The sequence below is a fragment of the Streptomyces sp. NPDC037401 genome (genome assembly GCF_055602345.1).
In genome coordinates, this window is the sequence record NZ_JBVJWO010000029.1 from 22,553 (window position 1) to 39,784 (window position 17,232).

18 protein-coding genes are annotated in these 17,232 nt (G+C 72.6%); 12 read left to right on the forward strand and 6 right to left on the reverse strand.

Annotation, left to right across the window (positions count from 1 at the left end; genetic code table 11):
* Positions 1-666 precede the first annotated feature (666 nt).
* Positions 667-912 (reverse strand): helix-turn-helix domain-containing protein, encoded by a 246-nt coding sequence (locus ACZ7H1_RS26905; RefSeq protein ID WP_470790412.1) that lies wholly within the window; start codon positions 910-912, stop codon positions 667-669.
* Here ACZ7H1_RS26905 and ACZ7H1_RS26910 point away from each other — a divergent pair.
* Positions 862-993 carry a hypothetical protein gene (locus tag ACZ7H1_RS26910; RefSeq protein WP_470790419.1) on the forward strand — a complete coding sequence of 44 codons (132 nt, stop codon included), beginning with the start codon at positions 862-864 and terminating at the stop codon, positions 991-993. The genes ACZ7H1_RS26905 and ACZ7H1_RS26910 overlap by 51 nt on opposite strands.
* 82 nt (positions 994-1,075) lie before the next feature.
* On the opposite strand, the gene ACZ7H1_RS26915 is transcribed toward ACZ7H1_RS26910, so the two are convergent.
* Positions 1,076-1,507 (reverse strand): hypothetical protein, encoded by a 432-nt coding sequence (locus ACZ7H1_RS26915; protein ID WP_470790420.1) that lies wholly within the window; start codon positions 1,505-1,507, stop codon positions 1,076-1,078.
* Between the two features lie 192 nt (positions 1,508-1,699).
* Between ACZ7H1_RS26915 and ACZ7H1_RS26920 the strand changes: the two genes are divergently transcribed.
* Complete coding sequence (locus tag ACZ7H1_RS26920) at positions 1,700-2,272, forward strand: GNAT family N-acetyltransferase (protein WP_470790350.1); 573 nt, start codon at positions 1,700-1,702, stop codon at positions 2,270-2,272.
* 71 nt (positions 2,273-2,343) lie between these two features.
* Here the strand turns inward: ACZ7H1_RS26920 and ACZ7H1_RS26925 are convergent, their stop codons facing one another.
* Positions 2,344-2,880 carry a GNAT family N-acetyltransferase gene (locus ACZ7H1_RS26925; RefSeq protein ID WP_470790351.1) on the reverse strand — a complete coding sequence of 179 codons (537 nt, stop codon included), beginning with the start codon at positions 2,878-2,880 and terminating at the stop codon, positions 2,344-2,346.
* A 189-nt stretch (positions 2,881-3,069) separates the two neighbouring features.
* On the opposite strand from ACZ7H1_RS26925, the gene ACZ7H1_RS26930 reads away from it, so the two are divergent.
* Both ACZ7H1_RS26930 and ACZ7H1_RS26935 read left to right on the forward strand, forming a co-directional pair.
* On the forward strand, positions 3,070-4,188 hold the full coding sequence (locus ACZ7H1_RS26930) for a hypothetical protein (RefSeq protein ID WP_470790352.1): 1,119 nt from the start codon (positions 3,070-3,072) through the stop codon (positions 4,186-4,188).
* A gap of 7 nt (positions 4,189-4,195) precedes the next feature.
* Complete coding sequence (locus tag ACZ7H1_RS26935) at positions 4,196-4,567, forward strand: hypothetical protein (RefSeq protein WP_470790353.1); 372 nt, start codon at positions 4,196-4,198, stop codon at positions 4,565-4,567.
* A gap of 186 nt (positions 4,568-4,753) precedes the next feature.
* Here the strand turns inward: ACZ7H1_RS26935 and ACZ7H1_RS26940 are convergent, their stop codons facing one another.
* On the reverse strand, positions 4,754-5,428 hold the full coding sequence (locus ACZ7H1_RS26940; protein WP_470790354.1) for a TetR/AcrR family transcriptional regulator: 675 nt from the start codon (positions 5,426-5,428) through the stop codon (positions 4,754-4,756).
* 94 nt (positions 5,429-5,522) lie between these two features.
* On the opposite strand from ACZ7H1_RS26940, the gene ACZ7H1_RS26945 reads away from it, so the two are divergent.
* From ACZ7H1_RS26945 to ACZ7H1_RS26955, 3 genes are all read left to right on the forward strand, one after another.
* A complete protein-coding gene (locus tag ACZ7H1_RS26945) occupies positions 5,523-8,021 on the forward strand; it encodes an MMPL family transporter (RefSeq protein ID WP_470790355.1) in 2,499 nt (832 codons plus the stop codon).
* A gap of 120 nt (positions 8,022-8,141) precedes the next feature.
* Positions 8,142-8,900, forward strand: a complete 759-nt coding sequence (locus ACZ7H1_RS26950) for an LmeA family phospholipid-binding protein (RefSeq protein WP_470790356.1) — start codon at positions 8,142-8,144, stop codon at positions 8,898-8,900.
* 57 nt (positions 8,901-8,957) lie between these two features.
* Entirely contained in the window at positions 8,958-9,527 is a 570-nt protein-coding gene (locus ACZ7H1_RS26955; RefSeq protein WP_470790357.1) for a hypothetical protein, read from the forward strand.
* A 58-nt stretch (positions 9,528-9,585) separates the two neighbouring features.
* Here the strand turns inward: ACZ7H1_RS26955 and ACZ7H1_RS26960 are convergent, their stop codons facing one another.
* A complete protein-coding gene (locus tag ACZ7H1_RS26960) occupies positions 9,586-12,369 on the reverse strand; it encodes a phosphodiester glycosidase family protein (protein ID WP_470790358.1) in 2,784 nt (927 codons plus the stop codon).
* Between the two features lie 281 nt (positions 12,370-12,650).
* Between ACZ7H1_RS26960 and ACZ7H1_RS26965 the strand changes: the two genes are divergently transcribed.
* The gene (locus ACZ7H1_RS26965; RefSeq protein WP_470790359.1) at positions 12,651-12,854 is read left to right on the forward strand and encodes a cold-shock protein; all 204 of its coding nucleotides are present in this window, start codon (positions 12,651-12,653) and stop codon (positions 12,852-12,854) included.
* A gap of 108 nt (positions 12,855-12,962) precedes the next feature.
* Here ACZ7H1_RS26965 and ACZ7H1_RS26970 read toward each other — a convergent pair whose 3' ends face one another.
* Entirely contained in the window at positions 12,963-13,589 is a 627-nt protein-coding gene (locus tag ACZ7H1_RS26970; protein ID WP_470790360.1) for an HAD-IA family hydrolase, read from the reverse strand.
* Positions 13,590-13,796: 207 nt separating this feature from the next.
* On the opposite strand from ACZ7H1_RS26970, the gene ACZ7H1_RS26975 reads away from it, so the two are divergent.
* The 4 genes from ACZ7H1_RS26975 (at position 13,797) to ACZ7H1_RS26990 (ending at position 17,196) form a co-directional block, all read left to right on the forward strand.
* Positions 13,797-14,282, forward strand: coding sequence for a hypothetical protein (locus ACZ7H1_RS26975; protein ID WP_470790361.1), 486 nt, complete (start codon positions 13,797-13,799; stop codon positions 14,280-14,282).
* Between the two features lie 133 nt (positions 14,283-14,415).
* A complete protein-coding gene (locus tag ACZ7H1_RS26980; RefSeq protein WP_470790362.1) occupies positions 14,416-15,048 on the forward strand; it encodes a hypothetical protein in 633 nt (210 codons plus the stop codon).
* 355 nt (positions 15,049-15,403) lie between these two features.
* Positions 15,404-16,237 carry an NAD(P)H-binding protein gene (locus ACZ7H1_RS26985; RefSeq protein WP_470790413.1) on the forward strand — a complete coding sequence of 278 codons (834 nt, stop codon included), beginning with the start codon at positions 15,404-15,406 and terminating at the stop codon, positions 16,235-16,237.
* 236 nt (positions 16,238-16,473) lie between these two features.
* A complete protein-coding gene (locus ACZ7H1_RS26990; RefSeq protein WP_470790363.1) occupies positions 16,474-17,196 on the forward strand; it encodes a dioxygenase family protein in 723 nt (240 codons plus the stop codon).
* Positions 17,197-17,232: the final 36 nt, after the last annotated feature.

Genomic DNA, 17,232 nt, shown 5'->3' on the forward strand with positions numbered 1-17,232 from the left:
CCTCACCTGCGTGAAAACCGTTACGGGGGAGGCGGGCTGCGGACCGTCCGCCGGCCGGCGCGCACCGGGAACCCGCGCGGCGACCGCCGCCACGGCACTCACCGGCCCAACAACCGGAACAGGCCTGCGTTGTGGGTTCCTACGGGAAGTAAGACCGCCCGTTGAAAGGTAAAGGACTTTCGCTTTTCCGGTAGTGATCCCGCCATATGGGGAGCGCGATCAGTGTGAAAAGGGGTGAAACGGACATTGTCCGGGTTTTCAGAGTGCGCAACATCGGGCACTATGACGAGTACCTACCTTTCAGATGGACCAACGCAGACGGGCCCCTTGGCCGGGGCCGATCTCGATGGCCCGTGTGGCGGGAGGGGTGAGCCCACTCCGGGAGGAGCGGGCGAAAGCGCAAAGACCGGCGACGGAACTCCTTTCCCTCGTGTTCTTTCTCGAGAGCCCTTGGCCGGGCCGCCGAGAGGAGCGATGGTGCTGCGCGTTGATTTGGCCCTGATGAGGGGCCGGTGGATATGAGCGGCCTGATGAGCCGCGGCTCGGAAGCGGTTGCTGCCGTGATCCGAGCGGACCGCCTTGGTGATGCACCAGGCGGCAGGCGGGCCGCGCGAGGCCAGAGGGTGGCGAATCCTCAACGGCGCGCGCGGCCGATGACCGGCTAGGTCATCCCGACCCCCTTGAATCCGAAGGCGGCGTCGGCATGCCCGGAGACCGGTGTGCCGCACTGCCGTCAACGACCCGCGCGGCTTCGGGGTGCTTCTCGGCAAGCCTCCGGAGGAGGTGTGCATACGCATCCCGCCAGGGGCGCCGCGGTTCGGTCTGCCCGCCTTCCCAGCGCAGGATCGTCAGCGGCTTCACGTGGAGGGCATCAGCCAGCTGGCGCTGCGTCAGGTCGTCCGCGAGGCGCAACTGCCGCCGTACGGCGGGAAGGGGAAGGTCGGGTTCGCGGTCGACGAGAGCGTCAACCGACGCGTGCAGATCCGGTTCTGACATGGAGAAACCTCCCCATCCAACGATGATGATCCGAAAGATACCTCAAATCGTGATCTCGGACACCACCGAAATGGGGTGTTCACGAGAACACTCGGGCGCCCCCTCCCACGCCCGCACCACCTGTCGCGTCCGCCCCATGCACGCATATGCCGGACGCAAGCCCGGTCCCCCTGGCGCCGGTTTCAGGCACCAGCGCCGCGTCGGTCGGAGGGTGGCTCGGGCAGACGGGACGCTGTCGCGGGGTGCGGTGGTAGACCCGGTCGCGCAGACGGCCGCGCCACGGATCGCCCGGTTCCATCCGACGGATGAGCACGTGCGTGCTGCTGCCGTGCCGCAGGTGCCCGCGGTACTCGGCCAACAGGCCGTCACCGTCCCCGCCGACGAAGGTCCGGGCTTGCTCCTCCAGGAGGCAGAACGGGCAGTACCCGGCGGCGGGCACCCGGAACCGCAGCCCCTCCGGACGGGCGTCGTCGCCGAACGCGGTGACCATCACCCCGCCCGTGCAGGGCACGAGCGACCACCCCGCGTCGACACCCCCTGCACGAGCCCGGGAGCCCACCCAAGTCACCTTCGACCGCGCGGAACCCGAGCGCGTTGCTCGCTTCCGGCACGAGGTGTTGGGGTACGTCGTACCGCCGCCACCGAAGGGGTTTGCCATGTAATCCCCTTGCCGACCGGAACGGCCGCAGACGATCCTCCTGGCATGGACCTTCCACAGCAGGTGATCGAACTGGACGACCTGACGCTGCGCCGCTTCAGCGGCGAGACAGACCTTCCGGAGCTCCTCCAGGTCATCGAAGAGTCGTTGGAGCACCTGCGCCCGTGGATGGCCTGGGTCGCTGAGCACAGCCCGGCCAGGACCGCCGACTTGCTGGCCCGCCGCGCGGGGGGCTGGGCGAGTGGTGAGGAGTTCACCTACGTGATCGTGCTGAACGGCGCGATCGTCGGCGTCTGCTGGGTCCTGCGGCGCGACGACGCACCGGACGACGGCCGCGAGATCGGCTACTGGCTGCACCCCGGCGCCACCGGCCGCGGAGTGGCCACCCGGGCCGCCCGCGCTCTGGTCGCGGAAGCCTTCCGCCTTCCCGGTGTCGACTACGTCGAGGTCGTCCATGACCCGGCCAACCGCGCCAGCGGCGCCGTCCCGGCCCGCCTCGGCTTCACCGAACACCTGCGTCGCCCCGCCGAGCGCCTCGCCCCGGCCGAGACCGGCGAGGATCAGATCTGGCGGCTGACCCGGCATCAGGCGGGCCGCCTGGCCGCAGAGGCCTGTTGACCGGAACAGGACCGCAGACAGACCGACTGAGCGTCGTCCGAGAACGCATCGGCGCGTGGCCCTCGGCCGCCTTACATCGGCAGCGAGAAGAGACGCACCGGATCCGAAGGCCAGTGCGCGGTCTCGCGCAAGGGCGTCACCATGGTCCGCAACGGCATGGTCACCACGCGGTCTTCGGGTTGCTCGACGAGTACCTCCTCGTCGATCAGGTGCCATCCGAGCCGTTGGTACAACGGCACGAGGACGGGCCGGCAGAACAGGAGCGCGTGCTCGGGGCCCATCGTGCGGGCGTGGTCGAGTGCCGCTTCGACCACGAGCCGAGCCAGGCCCTGCCCGCGCACATCGGGTGCGACGGCCACTCCGCCAACGCCCACGACCTCTGTCCCGACGGTGCCGATCGCAACCGGCAGCCGGAGCAGGCCGGTGTGTGCCACGAGCCGGCCGCCGTGCCTGATGCCGAAGTGTTCCTCCTTGGGCAGCCAGGTCAAGCCGGCCGAGGCAACACCGAAGGGGTCGGTGCTCTCGCCGAGGATCTCGTCCTGCTCCACCTTCGTGTACCGGGGCAGTCGCACGACACTCGGCGCAGGCAGGAAATGATTGTCGGACATACGCACATGGTGATCTCTGCTCCGCAGCCGGGCCAAGCTGCAAGTCCGAGCCGCAATGGGATCCGGCCACTTGAGGCGTCACGTTCCGTCACGCATACCTGGGCCTCATGGGTGGCTCACCCGGCAGGGGGAGGGAGATCGTTCCGGCGGCTGACGTCACCCCACCGCGGCCGCTGCACCGTTGAGGACATGACCAGTGCTGAACGGACGGTGAAGGCGCTCTGGAGCGCGTGGTGGCAGCGATGGCCGCGCTGGGCGGCCTGGGCGACGATGCTGTGGGCGGTGCCGTACGCCGGCTTCGGCCTGGCGTGCGCGCTGAGCGGGACCTCCTTGCTCTACCTCGGTGGTGACTCAGGGGTCTCCGGGCTGGGTTGGGCGGTCGTGGGGGAGGGTGCGCTGGCGGGATCGGTCGGCGCGGCGGTGGTGCGGTACGGGCTGCGGCCGGCGTTGCGGGTCCTGCTCTGGGTGGCCTGCGCCCTGGCCGGGATCACCGCGTTCAGCCTGCTGATGGATGTGATCACGCTGATGTTCGGTCAGGGAGTGGACAGCGGGGCCTCCGCCGCGAACAAGACACTGGCGGCGGTCGGGGCGGTCCTGCTCGCGGCCACGGCCCGGTCCGGCCGCCGGCCGGCCGGTACCTCCGTACGAGCGCCGTCCGCTGCACCGCAGCCCGTCCAGCTCGCCGCCTGGGCCGGGACGCTGGCCTTTGTCCCGTACGCGGCCATGAAGCTCGTGTGGGCGTCCGGCGGAACGTTCGCGGGGATCACCGGCGAGGAGATGCTCGCGGTCTCGGAGCGCAACGGTGCCTCGGGGATCTTCCTCACCCTCGAGTCCTGGGGCCTGGACCCCACCGCGCTGCTGGCCGCGCTCGGCGTCTTCCTGCTCTGGGGCCTGGTCCGCCCCTGGGGGCAGGTCTTCCCGCGCTGGACGCTGTTCCTCCGCGGCCGACGGGTGCCGCGCTGGCTCCCGCTCGTCCCGGCCCTGCTCGGAGCCGCCACGCTCGCCCCGTACGGCGTGGTGGGCCTCGGATACCTGGCCCTGGCCACGGCCGGCGTGGTGACGATGCGGCGCGGCGACTTCCACTCCGCGGGCGACGCGCTGCTGGTCGGCTGGATCGGGACGGCCGCCTTCGCCGTGTACGGCATCGCCCTGACCCTCGCGGCCCGCTCGTACTGGCTCCGGACGCGTCCCGCCCGCCAGTTGCACCCCCGCAGCCTGGCCGCCCCTGGGGGATTTCAACCGGCGCCGACCGGTGCCCCCACGCCCGCACCGAGGCCCGGCCTGAGGGGGATCGACCATGAGGGATGATCCGTTCATGGACAGAGTCGTTGATCTTGACGAGGTGGCTGTCGTACTGGCTGAGCGCACCGTGGGCTGGACGTCGGCCGGCCTTGAAGTGAGCCGGGTGACCTGGAGGGACGCCGAAGCCGCCTGGCCTCCGTCACTGGAGACCGACAGAACGCGCGTTCATGATCCGGACTCGGTAGGCGTGGTCGCATCCGGTCCGTCGGAGGCCGTGCTGTCGGTCGTGCTCTTCCGTGGTGGCTGGGCCGACGTGGACTTCGTCGCTGACCTGGACGACGCAGGATGCCTGCCGGCCTGGGAGATCACCTCGGCGTCGGACTTCGGGACCCGGTTGGACCGGTGGGTCACTCGTGTCTTCGGGAGCCTCGGCAGCTGTCGATGAGGCCCGCGCGGCGATCCGGAACACGTCAGCTGCCCGTCCGCATTTCACGATCACGATCCGGTCTTCTGCGTCCCGTCGCCCGACGAACTCCGGTGAAGGCCGTGTGACCTGTCACCACTGGCGCCGGGCTCCCCGCCGTAGGCGGCTCGGCGGCGTCACCGCCGTCTCCGCGGCACGCCGGGGTGGTCAGGCGGAGTCGTTCCGCGGGGCCGGGGCGCGGCCCGGTGGGTCGGCGGAGGCGAGCAGGTTCAGCACGGTGGCCTCCATGACGTGCCGTGCCCGTTCGGCGTCGAGTCCCGTGGACCGCCAGTGGTGCCAGGCGCCCCACGTGGTCACCGCGTCCAGCCCGTCGACCAAGTCCTTGCGCTGCCGGGCCGGGAGCCGGTCGAGTTCCTCGGCGAGCACTGCCTCCAGGCGCTCGCGGGCATCGCGGAAGGCGTCCGCGGTGACCTGACGGATCCGTTCCGAGGGGTGGTCCATGCGGATCATCGCCAGACGGGCCGGGGTGATCCATTCGAGGATCCGGGAGCGTTGCTCGACCAGCGCCGCGACCCGCGCCTGCCGCGTCCCTTCGGTGGGCAACGGCCTTACCTGGGCTGCGAGTTGTTCCAGCCGGCGGGTGATGGCGGTGTCCACGAGCTGGGCCATGTCGGCGAAGTGGTGGAACACCGAGCGGCGCGAGACGCCGGCGTACTCGGCGACGCGGTCGGCGGGGAACTCCGTCATGCCCTCGTCGAGCAGGGCGAGCAGGGCGTCGGCGATCTTCTCGCGGGTCTGCCGGCCGCGCTCGGCCCGGCCGTCCCTGGTCCCGGCGGGGGGCACTCCCGGCCGCCGGTCCTGCTCTTCGCCCTGCCGTTCCACCTGGGCTCCTCTCTCCGATTGACATTATTGCACTCGGAGTGCAACGGTGAATCTGCACTCAGAGTGCAACTTCATTCGTGGGATCCGTGGAGGGGTGCGCAGCACGATGTTCTTCGCCCTGGGCCGGTGGTGCGCCCGCAGACCCGTACGCGTCCTCGCCGTGTGGGCGGCCGTGGTGATCGCCGTCGTGGCGGCCGTGGCCCTCCACGGCGGCGTCACCACCGAGGCCGTGGTCATCCCCGGCAGCGACAGCCAGGCGGCCCGGGACGCGGCCGGGACCCTCCCCGGCCCCGCGTCCGGCAACCAGCCGATCGTCCTGCATACGACGCCGGGCGGCCCGGAGTTGACCTCCGCGACCGCGCGGCGGGCGGTGGAGGCGGCCGCGGCCGACGTGGCCGAGGCGGACCACGTGGTCGCCGTCACCACGCCGTACGGGCCCTCGGGCGGCGCGGCCATGAGCACGGACGGGCACACCGCATACCTGTCCGTCGGCTTGGACGTGACGGGGCGTGACATCACCCCGGAGATCAGCGAGGCCGTGCTCGCGGCCGCGGAACCCGCGCGCCGCGCGGGCATCGAGGTCACGGCAGGTGGCGACCTCGCGGCGGCCGTCGACAAGGGGTCCACCGCACACAGTGAGCTGATCGGTCTCGCGGCGGCCGCGGTGATCCTCTTCCTCACACTGCGCCGAATCCTCGCGGCAGGGCTGCCCCTGCTGGTGGGGGCCCTCGGGCTGGTGGTCTCGCTGTCGGTGATCGGCCTGGTGGGGCACTTCCTCGACATGCCCTCGTCGGGGGCCACTATCGCGGCGATGATCGGCCTCGGCGTGGGCATCGACTACACCCTGTTCTGCCTGACGCGCTTCCGTGCACTCCTGGCGCAGGGGCACGAGGTGCCGGAGGCCGTCGGGCACACCACGGCGAGCGCCGGCAAGGCCGCCGCCTTCGCCGGCTGCGCGGTGGCGGCGGCGCTGGCCGGGCTCGCGCTCGGCGGGCTGCCGCTGCTGCACGCCCTGGCGCTGGCGCCCGGCATCGCCGTACTCGTCGCGGTCCTGGCCGCCCTGACGCTGCTCCCGGCGCTGCTCGCCCTGCTGGGCCACCGCCTGGGCCACCGTACGGGCCGACGCCACGAGCGCGGGCGGGCGCAGGCGAGCCCCGAGGCCGCGAGACCTACGCCGGCCGGCCCGGCGGATCCGACCGCTTCGCCCGCCGTTCACTCCGCGCCAACCGGCGCCGAGCAGACCGAGTCCACCGAGTCCACCGAGTCCTCCGAGGACGTAGAAGCCGCCAGGGACAGCGAGGGCAGCGAGGACAGCGAGGGCGCCACCAACGCCACCGACACCACCGACACCACCGACACCACCGACACCACCGACACCACCGAGCCTGCGCACGCGCGTGCGCGGCGGTTCGCCACGCACGTGGCCGACCGCCCCTGGCGCTACCTGGTCGCGAGCCTGGTCCTCCTGGCCGTCCTGGCAGCGCCGGCCACCCGGCTGACGTTCGGCCAGCTCGACGCGGGAGACAAGGCGGCCGGCACGGCGAGCCGTACCGCGTACGAGCAGCTGGCCGAGGCCTTCGGACCGGGCGCGAACGGTCCGGTCACGGTGACCGAGACCCTGCCCACCGCTGCCGCGGGCCCCTCCGACCACCGCGTCGCCCCGGTCACCGAGGCCCTCGCGCGGACCTCCGGGGTCAAGGCGGTCGGCCCGCCGCGCATCGGCCCGGACGGCCTTACGGTCCTCTGGCAGGTCACCCCCACCACCGGTCCCGGCGACCCGCGGACCGTCGACCTCGTGGAGCGGCTGCGCGGGACCACCCTGCCCGAGGCCACCGCGGGTACGGGAGCCGCCACCCACGTGGGCGGGCCCACGGCCGCCCAGGCAGACCTGAACGCCCGGCTCGCGGACCGGATGCCGGTGATCATCGCCTCCGTCGTCCTGGTCGCCGGCATGCTGCTCCTGCTCGCCTTCCGCGCACCCGTGGTCGCGGCCAAGGCGGCCGCCATGAACCTGATCTCGGTCGCGGCCTCGTACGGCGTGCTGACCGCGGTGTTCCAGTGGGGATGGGGGGCCGCCCTGCTCGGCCTCGACGGGCCGGTGCCCATCCCGGGCTACGTCCCGCTGCTGATGTTCGCCGTGCTGTTCGGGCTCTCCATGGACTACGAGGTGTTCCTGCTGACCGCCGTGCGCGAGTCCCATCTGCGACACCGCGACAACCGGCGCGCGGTCGTGGACGGGCTGACCGGAACGGCCGGGATCATCAGCTCGGCTGCGCTGATCATGGTCTGCGTGTTCCTGAGCTACCTGCTGTCCGAGGACCCGGTGGTCAAGATGTTCGGGATCGGACTGGCCGCGGCCGTGGTCCTGGACGCCACCGTCGTCCGCGGCCTCCTCGTCCCGACCAGCATGGTGCTGCTCGGGTCGCGCAACTGGTGGCTGCCGGCGTGGCTCGACCGGATCCTGCCGCGCGTGGACATAGAGGGCACCCCCACGCCGGCCCCGCGCGCTCGCGCCCACACGGCGATGCCCGCGGCAGCCCGACCGTCCGAGACCGCCGCAGGCTCCCGAGCCGACCGCCTTCCCACGCCCTGACCCGCCCGCCCTCCCGCATCGCGATCCGAACCTCCGAACCCTCAACCCCCGGCCCGACCACCTCCGCCACCCGACACCGACTCCGGCCCGACACCCACTCCGACCCCGAGGTACCGACCCATGCCGTTCCGCACCCCGCACGACGCACCCGCGTCGCCGCACGCGCCCGCGTCCCGGCCCGCCCCCGAGCGCCGGAGCCCCCGTACGGGCCGCCCGCGCCGCCCGTACCGGCGGGCGGCGGCCGTGACCGTCCTCGTGGGCGCCCTCCTGCTCACGGCCGACGCCCTGGCCCGCCGGCTCGGCGAAGAGCGGTTCGCCGACCGGATCGCCGCCCGCCAGGGCGGTGCCCTGACCTCGCCGGAGGTCACCATCGACGGCCACCCCTTCCTGCTGCACGCCGCCCGCGGGCGCCATCCCGAGGTCCGGGTCACGGGCGATGCCCGAACGCCCGACGGCATCCCCGTCAAGGCCGAGATCGACCTCCACCGGGTGTCCGAACAGCCCCGCGGCTACGCGGCGGACTCGGTCGACGCCGCGTTCACCGCCCCGTTCGACGCGTTCGCCACGGTCGGCGACCGGGAGGTCCGGCTCTCCGACGCCGGCGGCGGCCGACTGCGGATCGAGAGCGGCGTGCTGGGGATGCCCCTGGTCATCACGGCCGAACCCCGCCTCGACGCGGGCGTCGTCACCCTGCACGCGGACAGCGCGACCCTGGCCGGCCGCCCGCTCGACCCAACCGCCCCCGCCATCAAGGGGGCCCTGTCCCGCGAGCACCGGCAGCTGCCGCAGCTCCCGCTGGGCCTGAAGCCCACCGAGGTCACCGTGGGCCCGGACGGGATCACCGCCCACGCCGAGGCCCGACAGGTGAACCTCACCTGACCCGCCGCTGGTGGGGGCGGCCGCGGAGCCCGGCGGCGCGCCGCGTACGGTCAGCGCATGCACGATGACCAGGCCCAGGACGAGCGCAATGGCACGCCTGCGCCGGAGCAGGCTGCCCTGCCTGTCGACCTCACCGACGGTGCTGCAGCGTCCGGAGCGGTGGTCTTCGTGTGCGCGACGTGTGGAGTCCCCTTGACGGGGCCCCTCGAACGGCTGCCCGCAGTTCCCGAGCCTCCGCACTTCGCATGGTGGGACGCCGACGAGCGGGGCCCGTCGCCGGCGACCGTGCCCTCAGGCCGGTACGCGATCGAGACGGAGCCCTACGGCGCACCCCTGGTCGCCACCGACGTGCCCGGGCCGGCCATGCCGCGCTACGGCACGAAGGGCAACGGGCACGGGCAATGGCTGGTGTCGCAGGGCCCGCGGGGCAACATCGTCATCAACCCGGACGACGCACGCGGCCTGGAACTGCGGCACGCCTCCTCCGCGTGCTGCGGAGCGACTCCCGACGGCGGCATGAACCAGGCGTGCGCCTGCGGAACCCTCGTCGCCACCCTCTGCTCCGACTGCTGTCTGCCCTACGAGCTCCACCTCTCGGCCCGCCACGTCCGCGCCGTGCGCCCCTGAACCACGTCCGGGCCGCTGCTCCATCCCACCCACCCGGCCACCCGGCCGAGGTCTTGGCTCAGGACGGCAGACCCTGACGGCGTACGGACAGCCAGGACCGTCCCGCAGGTGACATCGCGTCGACGTCGAGCACAGCCCCCTCCCGGGGGGTGATGGCGAGGGACAGGACGCCGTGCTTGCGGGTCGCCGCCGGTTCCGGAGCGTCCAGGACGATCAGCGCCGTGCTCTTGCCACTGTTGCGGCGGAACTCGGTGAGGAGCCGTGCCCGCGCCCGTGCCTCCCGTTCGTCCACCCGGTCCGGTCCCGCGTGCTGCTCCACTACGGCCACTGCTCCGGTCGCCGGGTCCACGGCCGCCTCCGCGAGGCCGGCGCGCAGGACCCGGATCCGGGCGGCCCCGCCGCCCTCCAGGGTGGGGCGGGCGGTGTCCAGAGAGACGAAGCGGACGCCTCGATGGCGGAAAGAGGCGGTGCCCGGCCGTAGATGAAACGTTCCCTTGGGCTTTCGCGCGGCCGGCCCGGCGGGTACCGCGCGAGGTCTTCCCGGGCCGGGCGGGGCGATCAGGACGAAGTCCACCCGTCCGGCGCCGACCCGGTCGACCGCCTGCCGTGCTTCGGCATCCGAGAAGCCACCGGGAGCCACGCCGAACCGCCAGGGCCAGGACGGCACTTCGTCCGCGGTCCCCTCCGCGGCCCTGTCGGCGGCCCCTTCTCCGGCCGTGGGCCACTGCCCTGCGCGGCCCGCCGCACGCCCCGGCAGCCAGTTCGGAAGCCACGCGGGCCGGATGCCCTTCTTCAGCCACCCCGCGGCTTCGGCGAGCCCGAGCCTCCCGAAGCCGGACCCCCGGGATCCGAGGCCGTGCGCCTGCCCTGATTCCGACAGAAGGCTTCCCGGCCCGCCGGGTTGGCCGGCGGCCGGCGGAGGCAGCGCCCCCGCGCGGGCACGCGTCGGGTCACCCGGGAGTGGTTCCGTACCGGCGGCTGCTCCGGGCACAGCGAGGGCCTCGAACTCCACACCGCCCACGGGGTCGGCACCGCCCACGGGGTCGGCACCGCCCACGGGGTCGGCACCGCCCACGGGGTCGGCACCGCCCACGGGGTCGGCACCGTCCACGCCGGCCGACTCGACGTCGCCGACCGCAACCGGAAGCCGGGTCGCAGCGCCCGTGGCGGGGACGGTTGCATGGAGGACCGTCGTGCCCCCGGTGGACAGGGCGGTGACGGTGAAACCGCCTCGGCCGTCGTCGGTGACGCGCCAGCGTGAGCGGTCGTACTGCCAGCGGGCGTCACGGGCCTCCACCGGCGCGAGACGGCCCTTGGCGTCCGAGCCGAGGAGTTGGAAGGACCGGTGGTCGCCGGGGCCCGCCAGCGAAATGCGGTCCTCGGAAGCCTCGATCCGGGCGAGCGGGCCGAGCACCTCCAGCCGGATCCCGCCGGCGCGCGGCGCCCGGCCGGCGCGATCCGCGTGCCCTGCGTAGACCCATGCGCTGCCGGGACGGCCGGCGTGGAAGATCCCGTCCCGACCGGTACGGCCGCTGCTCCCGGGCGCGGTCCACCAGTCGGGGCGGGCCGCGACGGCGGGACCGAGCATCTCGTCGTGGGCGGTGGCCGTGAGGGAGCGGGTGAGCCCCGGGAAGACCCGGGCGGCTCCGGCGGCCGCGGCCACCCGGTAGCCTGCGGGCCTGCCACTGCCGAGCCGGGTGGTCAGCACCAGCCCGTTGGGGACGGTACGCAGGCTTCCGTCGGACGGGGAGTTCTCCAGGGTGAGGTCGGCGCGGCCGGGGTGCCCGGCGAGCAGGGTGCTGGAGCCGCCCCCGTCCAGGTTGAGCGCGTTGTGGGCGCCGCGCTCGTGGAACAGCCGGCCCAGCGCGGTGAGGGTGATGCCGGGACTGTCGTCCCGCCGCCCGTCCACGGTGACGATCCGGGCCTCCCGCCCGTCCTTCGAGATGCCGACGGCGGTGCGCGGGGCGGGACTGTTGTTCCTCGCCGCGTCGTGGTTCTGCGGGACGCCGTCCACGACCAGCCGTTCCCGCCCGCCGACGGCGGCCGTGGGCACCGGCAGCCCGGCCCCTGCGGTGGGCCGCGTGGTGATGCGTACGGCGTCCCCGGGGCGCAGCGCGGCCACCTCCGCGGCGGCGCTGCCGCGCCCGGCGAGCAGCACGCCTCCGGGCAGCGGGGCCGTGCCGCGCGCGGGACGGCGCACGGCGGTGACCCGGCCGTTCCAGAGCTCGGCCTCGACGTCCGTACCGGGCGGCAGGGCGGCTCCGATGCCGGTCCAGGCGGCGGTGTAGGCGGTGATGCCGTTCGCAGGCGGCCGGGCGGAGTTGTGTCCGACGATCCGGCGGACGGCACCACTGGGGAGGGTCACGGTGGCGTCCAGGGCGAGGCGCAGCACTCGGCCGACCGGGCCGGGGCCGAAGCCGACGGCGGTACCCGCGCCCCGTGCCGCGGAGTGCAGCAGCCGGCCGGCGGAGATGCCGGGGCCGAGGGGGGCGCCGGTGTGCCGGATGTCGAAGAAGTCGCCGTTCACCGCCGCGACCACGCGCCTGCCGGGGCCGGCGGAGTGGCGGGCGGCTGCCTCGGCGACGGTGTCGTGCGCGGCCGTGCGCCTCGGGGCGCGGCCCGCTGCCGGTCCCCCGAGGTACTCCACGCCGACGCCGGGTGCGTCGAGGTCGACGACGAGTTCGTCGATGCGCAGCCAGCGGTCGGTCTCCAGCCGGTCGTAGGACTCCAGGCGGACGCCCGGGGCGATCCACCGCGTGGTACGGGCGGTGTCGCCGCCACCCGCGGCCACGGCCGTGCCGGTCGCCGCCGACAGGGTGGTCAGCAGCACTGGCAATGCCACACTGAGAATCGGATGGTAGGTCACCATCCAGGCAGCATCCGATAGTCGGCAAATATGCTCTGCGGCGACACAGGAAAGGAAACCGGTCACGGCGCGTTCTTCAGCCATTCGTCGCCAAGGCGCTCAATCCACGGCGGCCCCGGCGCGGAAACCGCCCCGCGGAACGCAAGGAACGCGAGGATTTCACCCCGGGACTCTGTTTCGCCTTTGAGGGGCGGGGGAGGATCAGCACGCAGCCGGGACGCGAGCAGTGTCCGGCTCCTGCTTATGGAAGGCGTGTTATGGCTCAGGGGACTGTGAAGTGGTTCAACGCGGAGAAGGGGTTCGGGTTCATTCAGCCGGATGACGGTACTCCGGACGTGTTCGTGCATTTCTCTGCAATCGATTCGTCTGGGTACCGGTCTCTGGAGGAGAACCAGCGCGTCGAGTTCACGACTTCGCAGGGTCCCAAGGGCCCGCAGGCCGACCAGGTCCGCCCCCTCTGATCGCTTGCTTCTGCTGCCGGCCCGGCCCCGCGCCAGCGGGGCCCACGACCTGGAGGCGAAGCCGGAAGGCCCGGGCGGCGGGGGCGATACCTTGATTCTCTGCGAGCCTCAGCCGGCCGGCGCCTCCCGGTCCTGTTCAAGCACCGGCGCCAGCGCTTGGCGAAGGTCTGAGGGGTCGCGGTAGAGCACGGCCGTCATATCTGCCGCGCGGGCCGCATCGACGTTGGCCTGGGTGTCGTCCACGAAAAGGCAGCGCTCGGCCGGGACGCCCGCTCGTTCCGCGGCGGTCCGGTAGATCTCCGGGTCGGGTTTGGCGATGCCGATGCGGGAGCTGTTGACCACGTGGTCGGCCAGGTCGGTGAGTCCGAGCAGGGCCAGGTCCTCGTCCAGCCAAGCGGTTGCGTTGGTGACCAGTACGACGGGCATCCTGCGGCGGACTTCCCTGATCAGCTCCACCGCATCCTGATCCGCGCGGAACGGGGCGTGGGCGAAGACGGCGGCCAATTCGTCGGCCTGCGGGACGGGTATCCGGTCGGCGAGTGCCTCGGAGATGGACGCGGCCCACTGGGCTCGGCTGATCTGCCCGAGCAGCAGTGGCAGATCCCGCTCGGGGGCGTAAGCGATTTCGGCGGTGCTGCCCTCCATGAGCCCGGCGGCCCGCTCCAGGCGCGTCACTTCGGTCAGGTCGTAAAAGCGGATCACGCCGTCGAGATCGCACAACACCGCGTCGAACACACGATTGCCCATAGCTCGCGATCATGCCAGCCCCCGACACGCGCCCTGTCGGCGAGGCCCGACACTGGCTCGGCGGCGCCCTATGACTGGCGACGTACGACAGAGCCAGGACCGGACCGGGCCACTCCCGTGCAAGCCACCACTGCCGGCTCGACGAGCATCCCGACGAGACCGTCCCGCGTCACCCGCTGCAGGACAATGCGGTCTGTGCAGCACATCGAGTTCTTCACGTACGGCGCAGACCGAAGGCTGGGCATGCGGGTCGACGGTACGGACCTCCGGGTGCCGCTGGTCGACGCCGTCCGGCCCGTCTGGGAGGAAGAGGACTTCTACCGGGAGAAGCCCCCGCAGGAGCGCGAGGAGTTCCTGCGGAGCCAGTACGGCGGCCTGACCGCCCGGGACTTCGGCCAGGGCGACGGGGCCGTACGGCACTTCCTGGGCCAGGGTCCCGAGGAGCTGCGGAACGCCGAGACCGGGACGGTCGTCGTCCTCGGCTGCGTGTGCGGGGTGTGGGAGTGCGGTCCGCTGTACGCGCGCATCGACGTCACGGACGACACCGTGACCTGGTCCGGGTTCCGGATGCCGTACCGGCCCGTGGAGGACGTGCTGCCGCTCGGCCCGTACGTCTTCGACCGCGCCCTCTACACACGGTCCCTCACCCGCCCCGGCCACGAGCGCAAGGATCCGCTTTAGCCCGATCGCGAGACGGCCGGGCCAACCGCACCGGTTGCCGGGCTGGGCCGGTCGTGTGGCGGGAGACTACGGGTTCCCGTACCTGCGGCGGGGCAGCGGGCCCTGCGGTCCCGGCTGCTGCTACTGCTGGATCATGAAGCTCCTCATGTCCGCGGTGCTGGCCGCGGTTTCCCTGTCCTCGCTTGCGCTTCCCGCCGCCCCGGCAGCCGGGCACGAGCGGGCGGCGCTGCGGTCGTCGGACATCGCCACCGGGGTGTCCGGCCTGTGCTGGGACGACCGGGGAAGCTGGTTCTGCACCCTGTCGGCCGAGGTCACAGAAAGCCGCTCCTTCCACGCGACGCCGCGGATGGCGGGGGAGGCCTTCGTCAACTGCACCCGCAACACGCTGCGCCACGAACGCACGGTGACGGTGGAACGCGACGGCACGGCCGAATTCACCGGCGGGACCACGGCCGAGGGGCAGCGTCGGCCGACCCGCTTCACTTGGTCCGAGGACGCCTTCCGCACGGTCGCGGAGGTCGTCCAGCCGGGGGAGGTGTCCTGGATCGAGTCCGAGCCCGCCCGGACGACCGGGACGGCCTCGTTCACCGTCACCGACGCCGAAGGCCACGCGCAGGTGCTGACAGGCCAGTTCGACGGCCCGGCCATGGCCCTGGCGGACCGGATCTTCCAGCGGACGGGCCCCATGACCACGGCAGAGCAGCAGCGCTGCCGCTCGGCCCGGCCCTCCGCCGTAGCCCCGGCCGTACCCGCCCGGACTCGGTGACGGCAGCCCGGGGAGGAATGCGGTATAGTTGATCTTGTTCTCGCGGCCGGAGTTCCGGTGGCGGGAGATGCGTTGGTGGTCCAAGGAAAGGCACCCCACTTCCCGTGGGGGGATGCAGGTGCAAGGCCTGCCCAGCGCTCTGGCAAGGCCCCGGCTCCTCCTCAGGGAGACCGGGGCCTTCGCGTTTTCCGTGACGGTGGAGCCCGGACCTGTTGAACCGTGGGCGCACCCCTCCGCTCCTCCGCTCCTCCGTCGCTCGGGTTGGGGCACTGGTCGGCCATTCCCTTGACCTGAAGCGTGATTGAGGTCCTAGCGTGTCAGTTACTTGATCATCTGACGACGGGAAGACATGCTCGTGATCCTCGTGACCGGAGCCACCGGAAACATCGGCAGTGCCCTGCTGAAGGAACTGCACGCACGCGGTGCCGCTCCGCTGAGGGGGCTCACCCGTGATGCCTCCCGGGCCGTCTTCCCCGAAGGGGTCGAGGCCGTGGAGGGCGACTTCGCGGATCCGGCGTCGCTCGAGCCCGCACTGAAGGGTGTGCGCTCGCTGTTCCTCGTCTCGCGTCTGGGGCCGGACGCCGACATACTCGAAGCCGCCCGGCAGGCGGGTGTGGAGCACGTCGTGCTGGTCTCGTCCATCACCGTCCAGACCCACCCGCACCTCGGCCCCGCGGGCGAGAACCTGGCAGTGGAGCAACTGCTCAAGGCAAGCGGTATGGCCTGGACGATCCTGCGGCCGACGCAGTTCGCCTCGAACGCCCTGATGTGGGCGGCGTCCATCCGTGGCCACGAGACAGTCCGCGCGCCGTACGCCGGGACCGCGCTGCCGACCATCCACCCTGCGGACATCGCGGCGGTGGCCCGGGTGGCACTGACCGAACCCGGACACCGGGGACGTACGTACGCCCTGACCGGTCCGGAACCGGTGACCGCCCGACAGCAGGTCGAGGCCATCGCGGCGGCACTGGGCCGCCAGGTTCCCTTCGCCGAGACCAGCCGCCGGCAGGCTTACGAGCAGATGGCCGCGGTGTTCGGCGCCGAGGCCGCGGACGCGGTGCTCGACGTCACGGGCGGAGACGTGAACGACGAGCTCCTGACGGTGCGCGACACGGTTTCCCAGATCACGGGAACCCCGGCCCGCCCGTTCCGGCAGTGGGCTTCGGAGAACGCCGACGCCTTCCGCTGAGCACTCCGGGCCCGAGCATGCCATCCGTCCTCAGGGGTTGCCCGCGCTACCGCCCGACCGCTCGTGGTCGGACAGCCTCCGACGAGGCGCGGAGAGGCACGGAATCGCCGACCGCAGTGGCGGACTGCGTATGGCCGGGGGACAGTCCGGAGGACTGCGCGTGTGTCGGCGGCTGTTGCACGGTCTGGCGGGCCACGGTGGACGCCCCGAGTCTCACCGTCGTCAGGGGTGTTTCCATGACTGGTCCCACGCCGGGTCCGGCCGGCCGGCGCGCGTTCCTCCTCGCCGCCGGCTCTGCCGGGATGGCAGCCGCAGCCGCAGCCGCAACCGCCGGCTGCAGCAGTGCCCGTCAGGCGCCGCCCCCCGCTCCGCATCAGGCGCAGGCCGCCGCCCCGGTCACCGTTCCGGCACGTACGCCGCTGCCGGTGTGCGTACTGTCGCCGGAGACCGGCGAGGGCCCGTACTACGTTCCCGACGCCCGCCTGCGATCCGACATCACCGAGGGCCGCGAAGGCGTACCGCTGAGCCTGGCCCTGACCGTCGTCAGTGCCGCTCGAGGCTGCACGCCGCTGGCCGGTGTCGCTGTGGACGCCTGGCAGGCCGACGCCCTGGGGGAGTATTCGGCCGGTACCTCGACGTTCCTGCGCGGGACTCAGGTCACCGATCGTGCCGGCAGGGTCTCGTTCCGTACGATCGTCCCCGGCTGGTACGCGCACGTGGCCCCGCACGTCCACCTCAAGGTGCATCCCGACGCCCGTACCGAGGCATCCACCCAGCTGTTCCTGCCGGAGGACCTGCTGCGGCAGGTGTTCAGCCGGCCGCCGTACTCGGCCCGCAAGGCTCCGGCCCGTCCCAACAGCCGTGACGACCGGTTCGCCTCCAAGGGCCGTCATATGACCTTGCAGCCGATCCCCGAAGGCGCCGGATACCGGGCCTCCTTCACCGTCGGCCTGCCCTGACCGCGCGCACCGTTCAGCGACCGGCAACGACCGGCA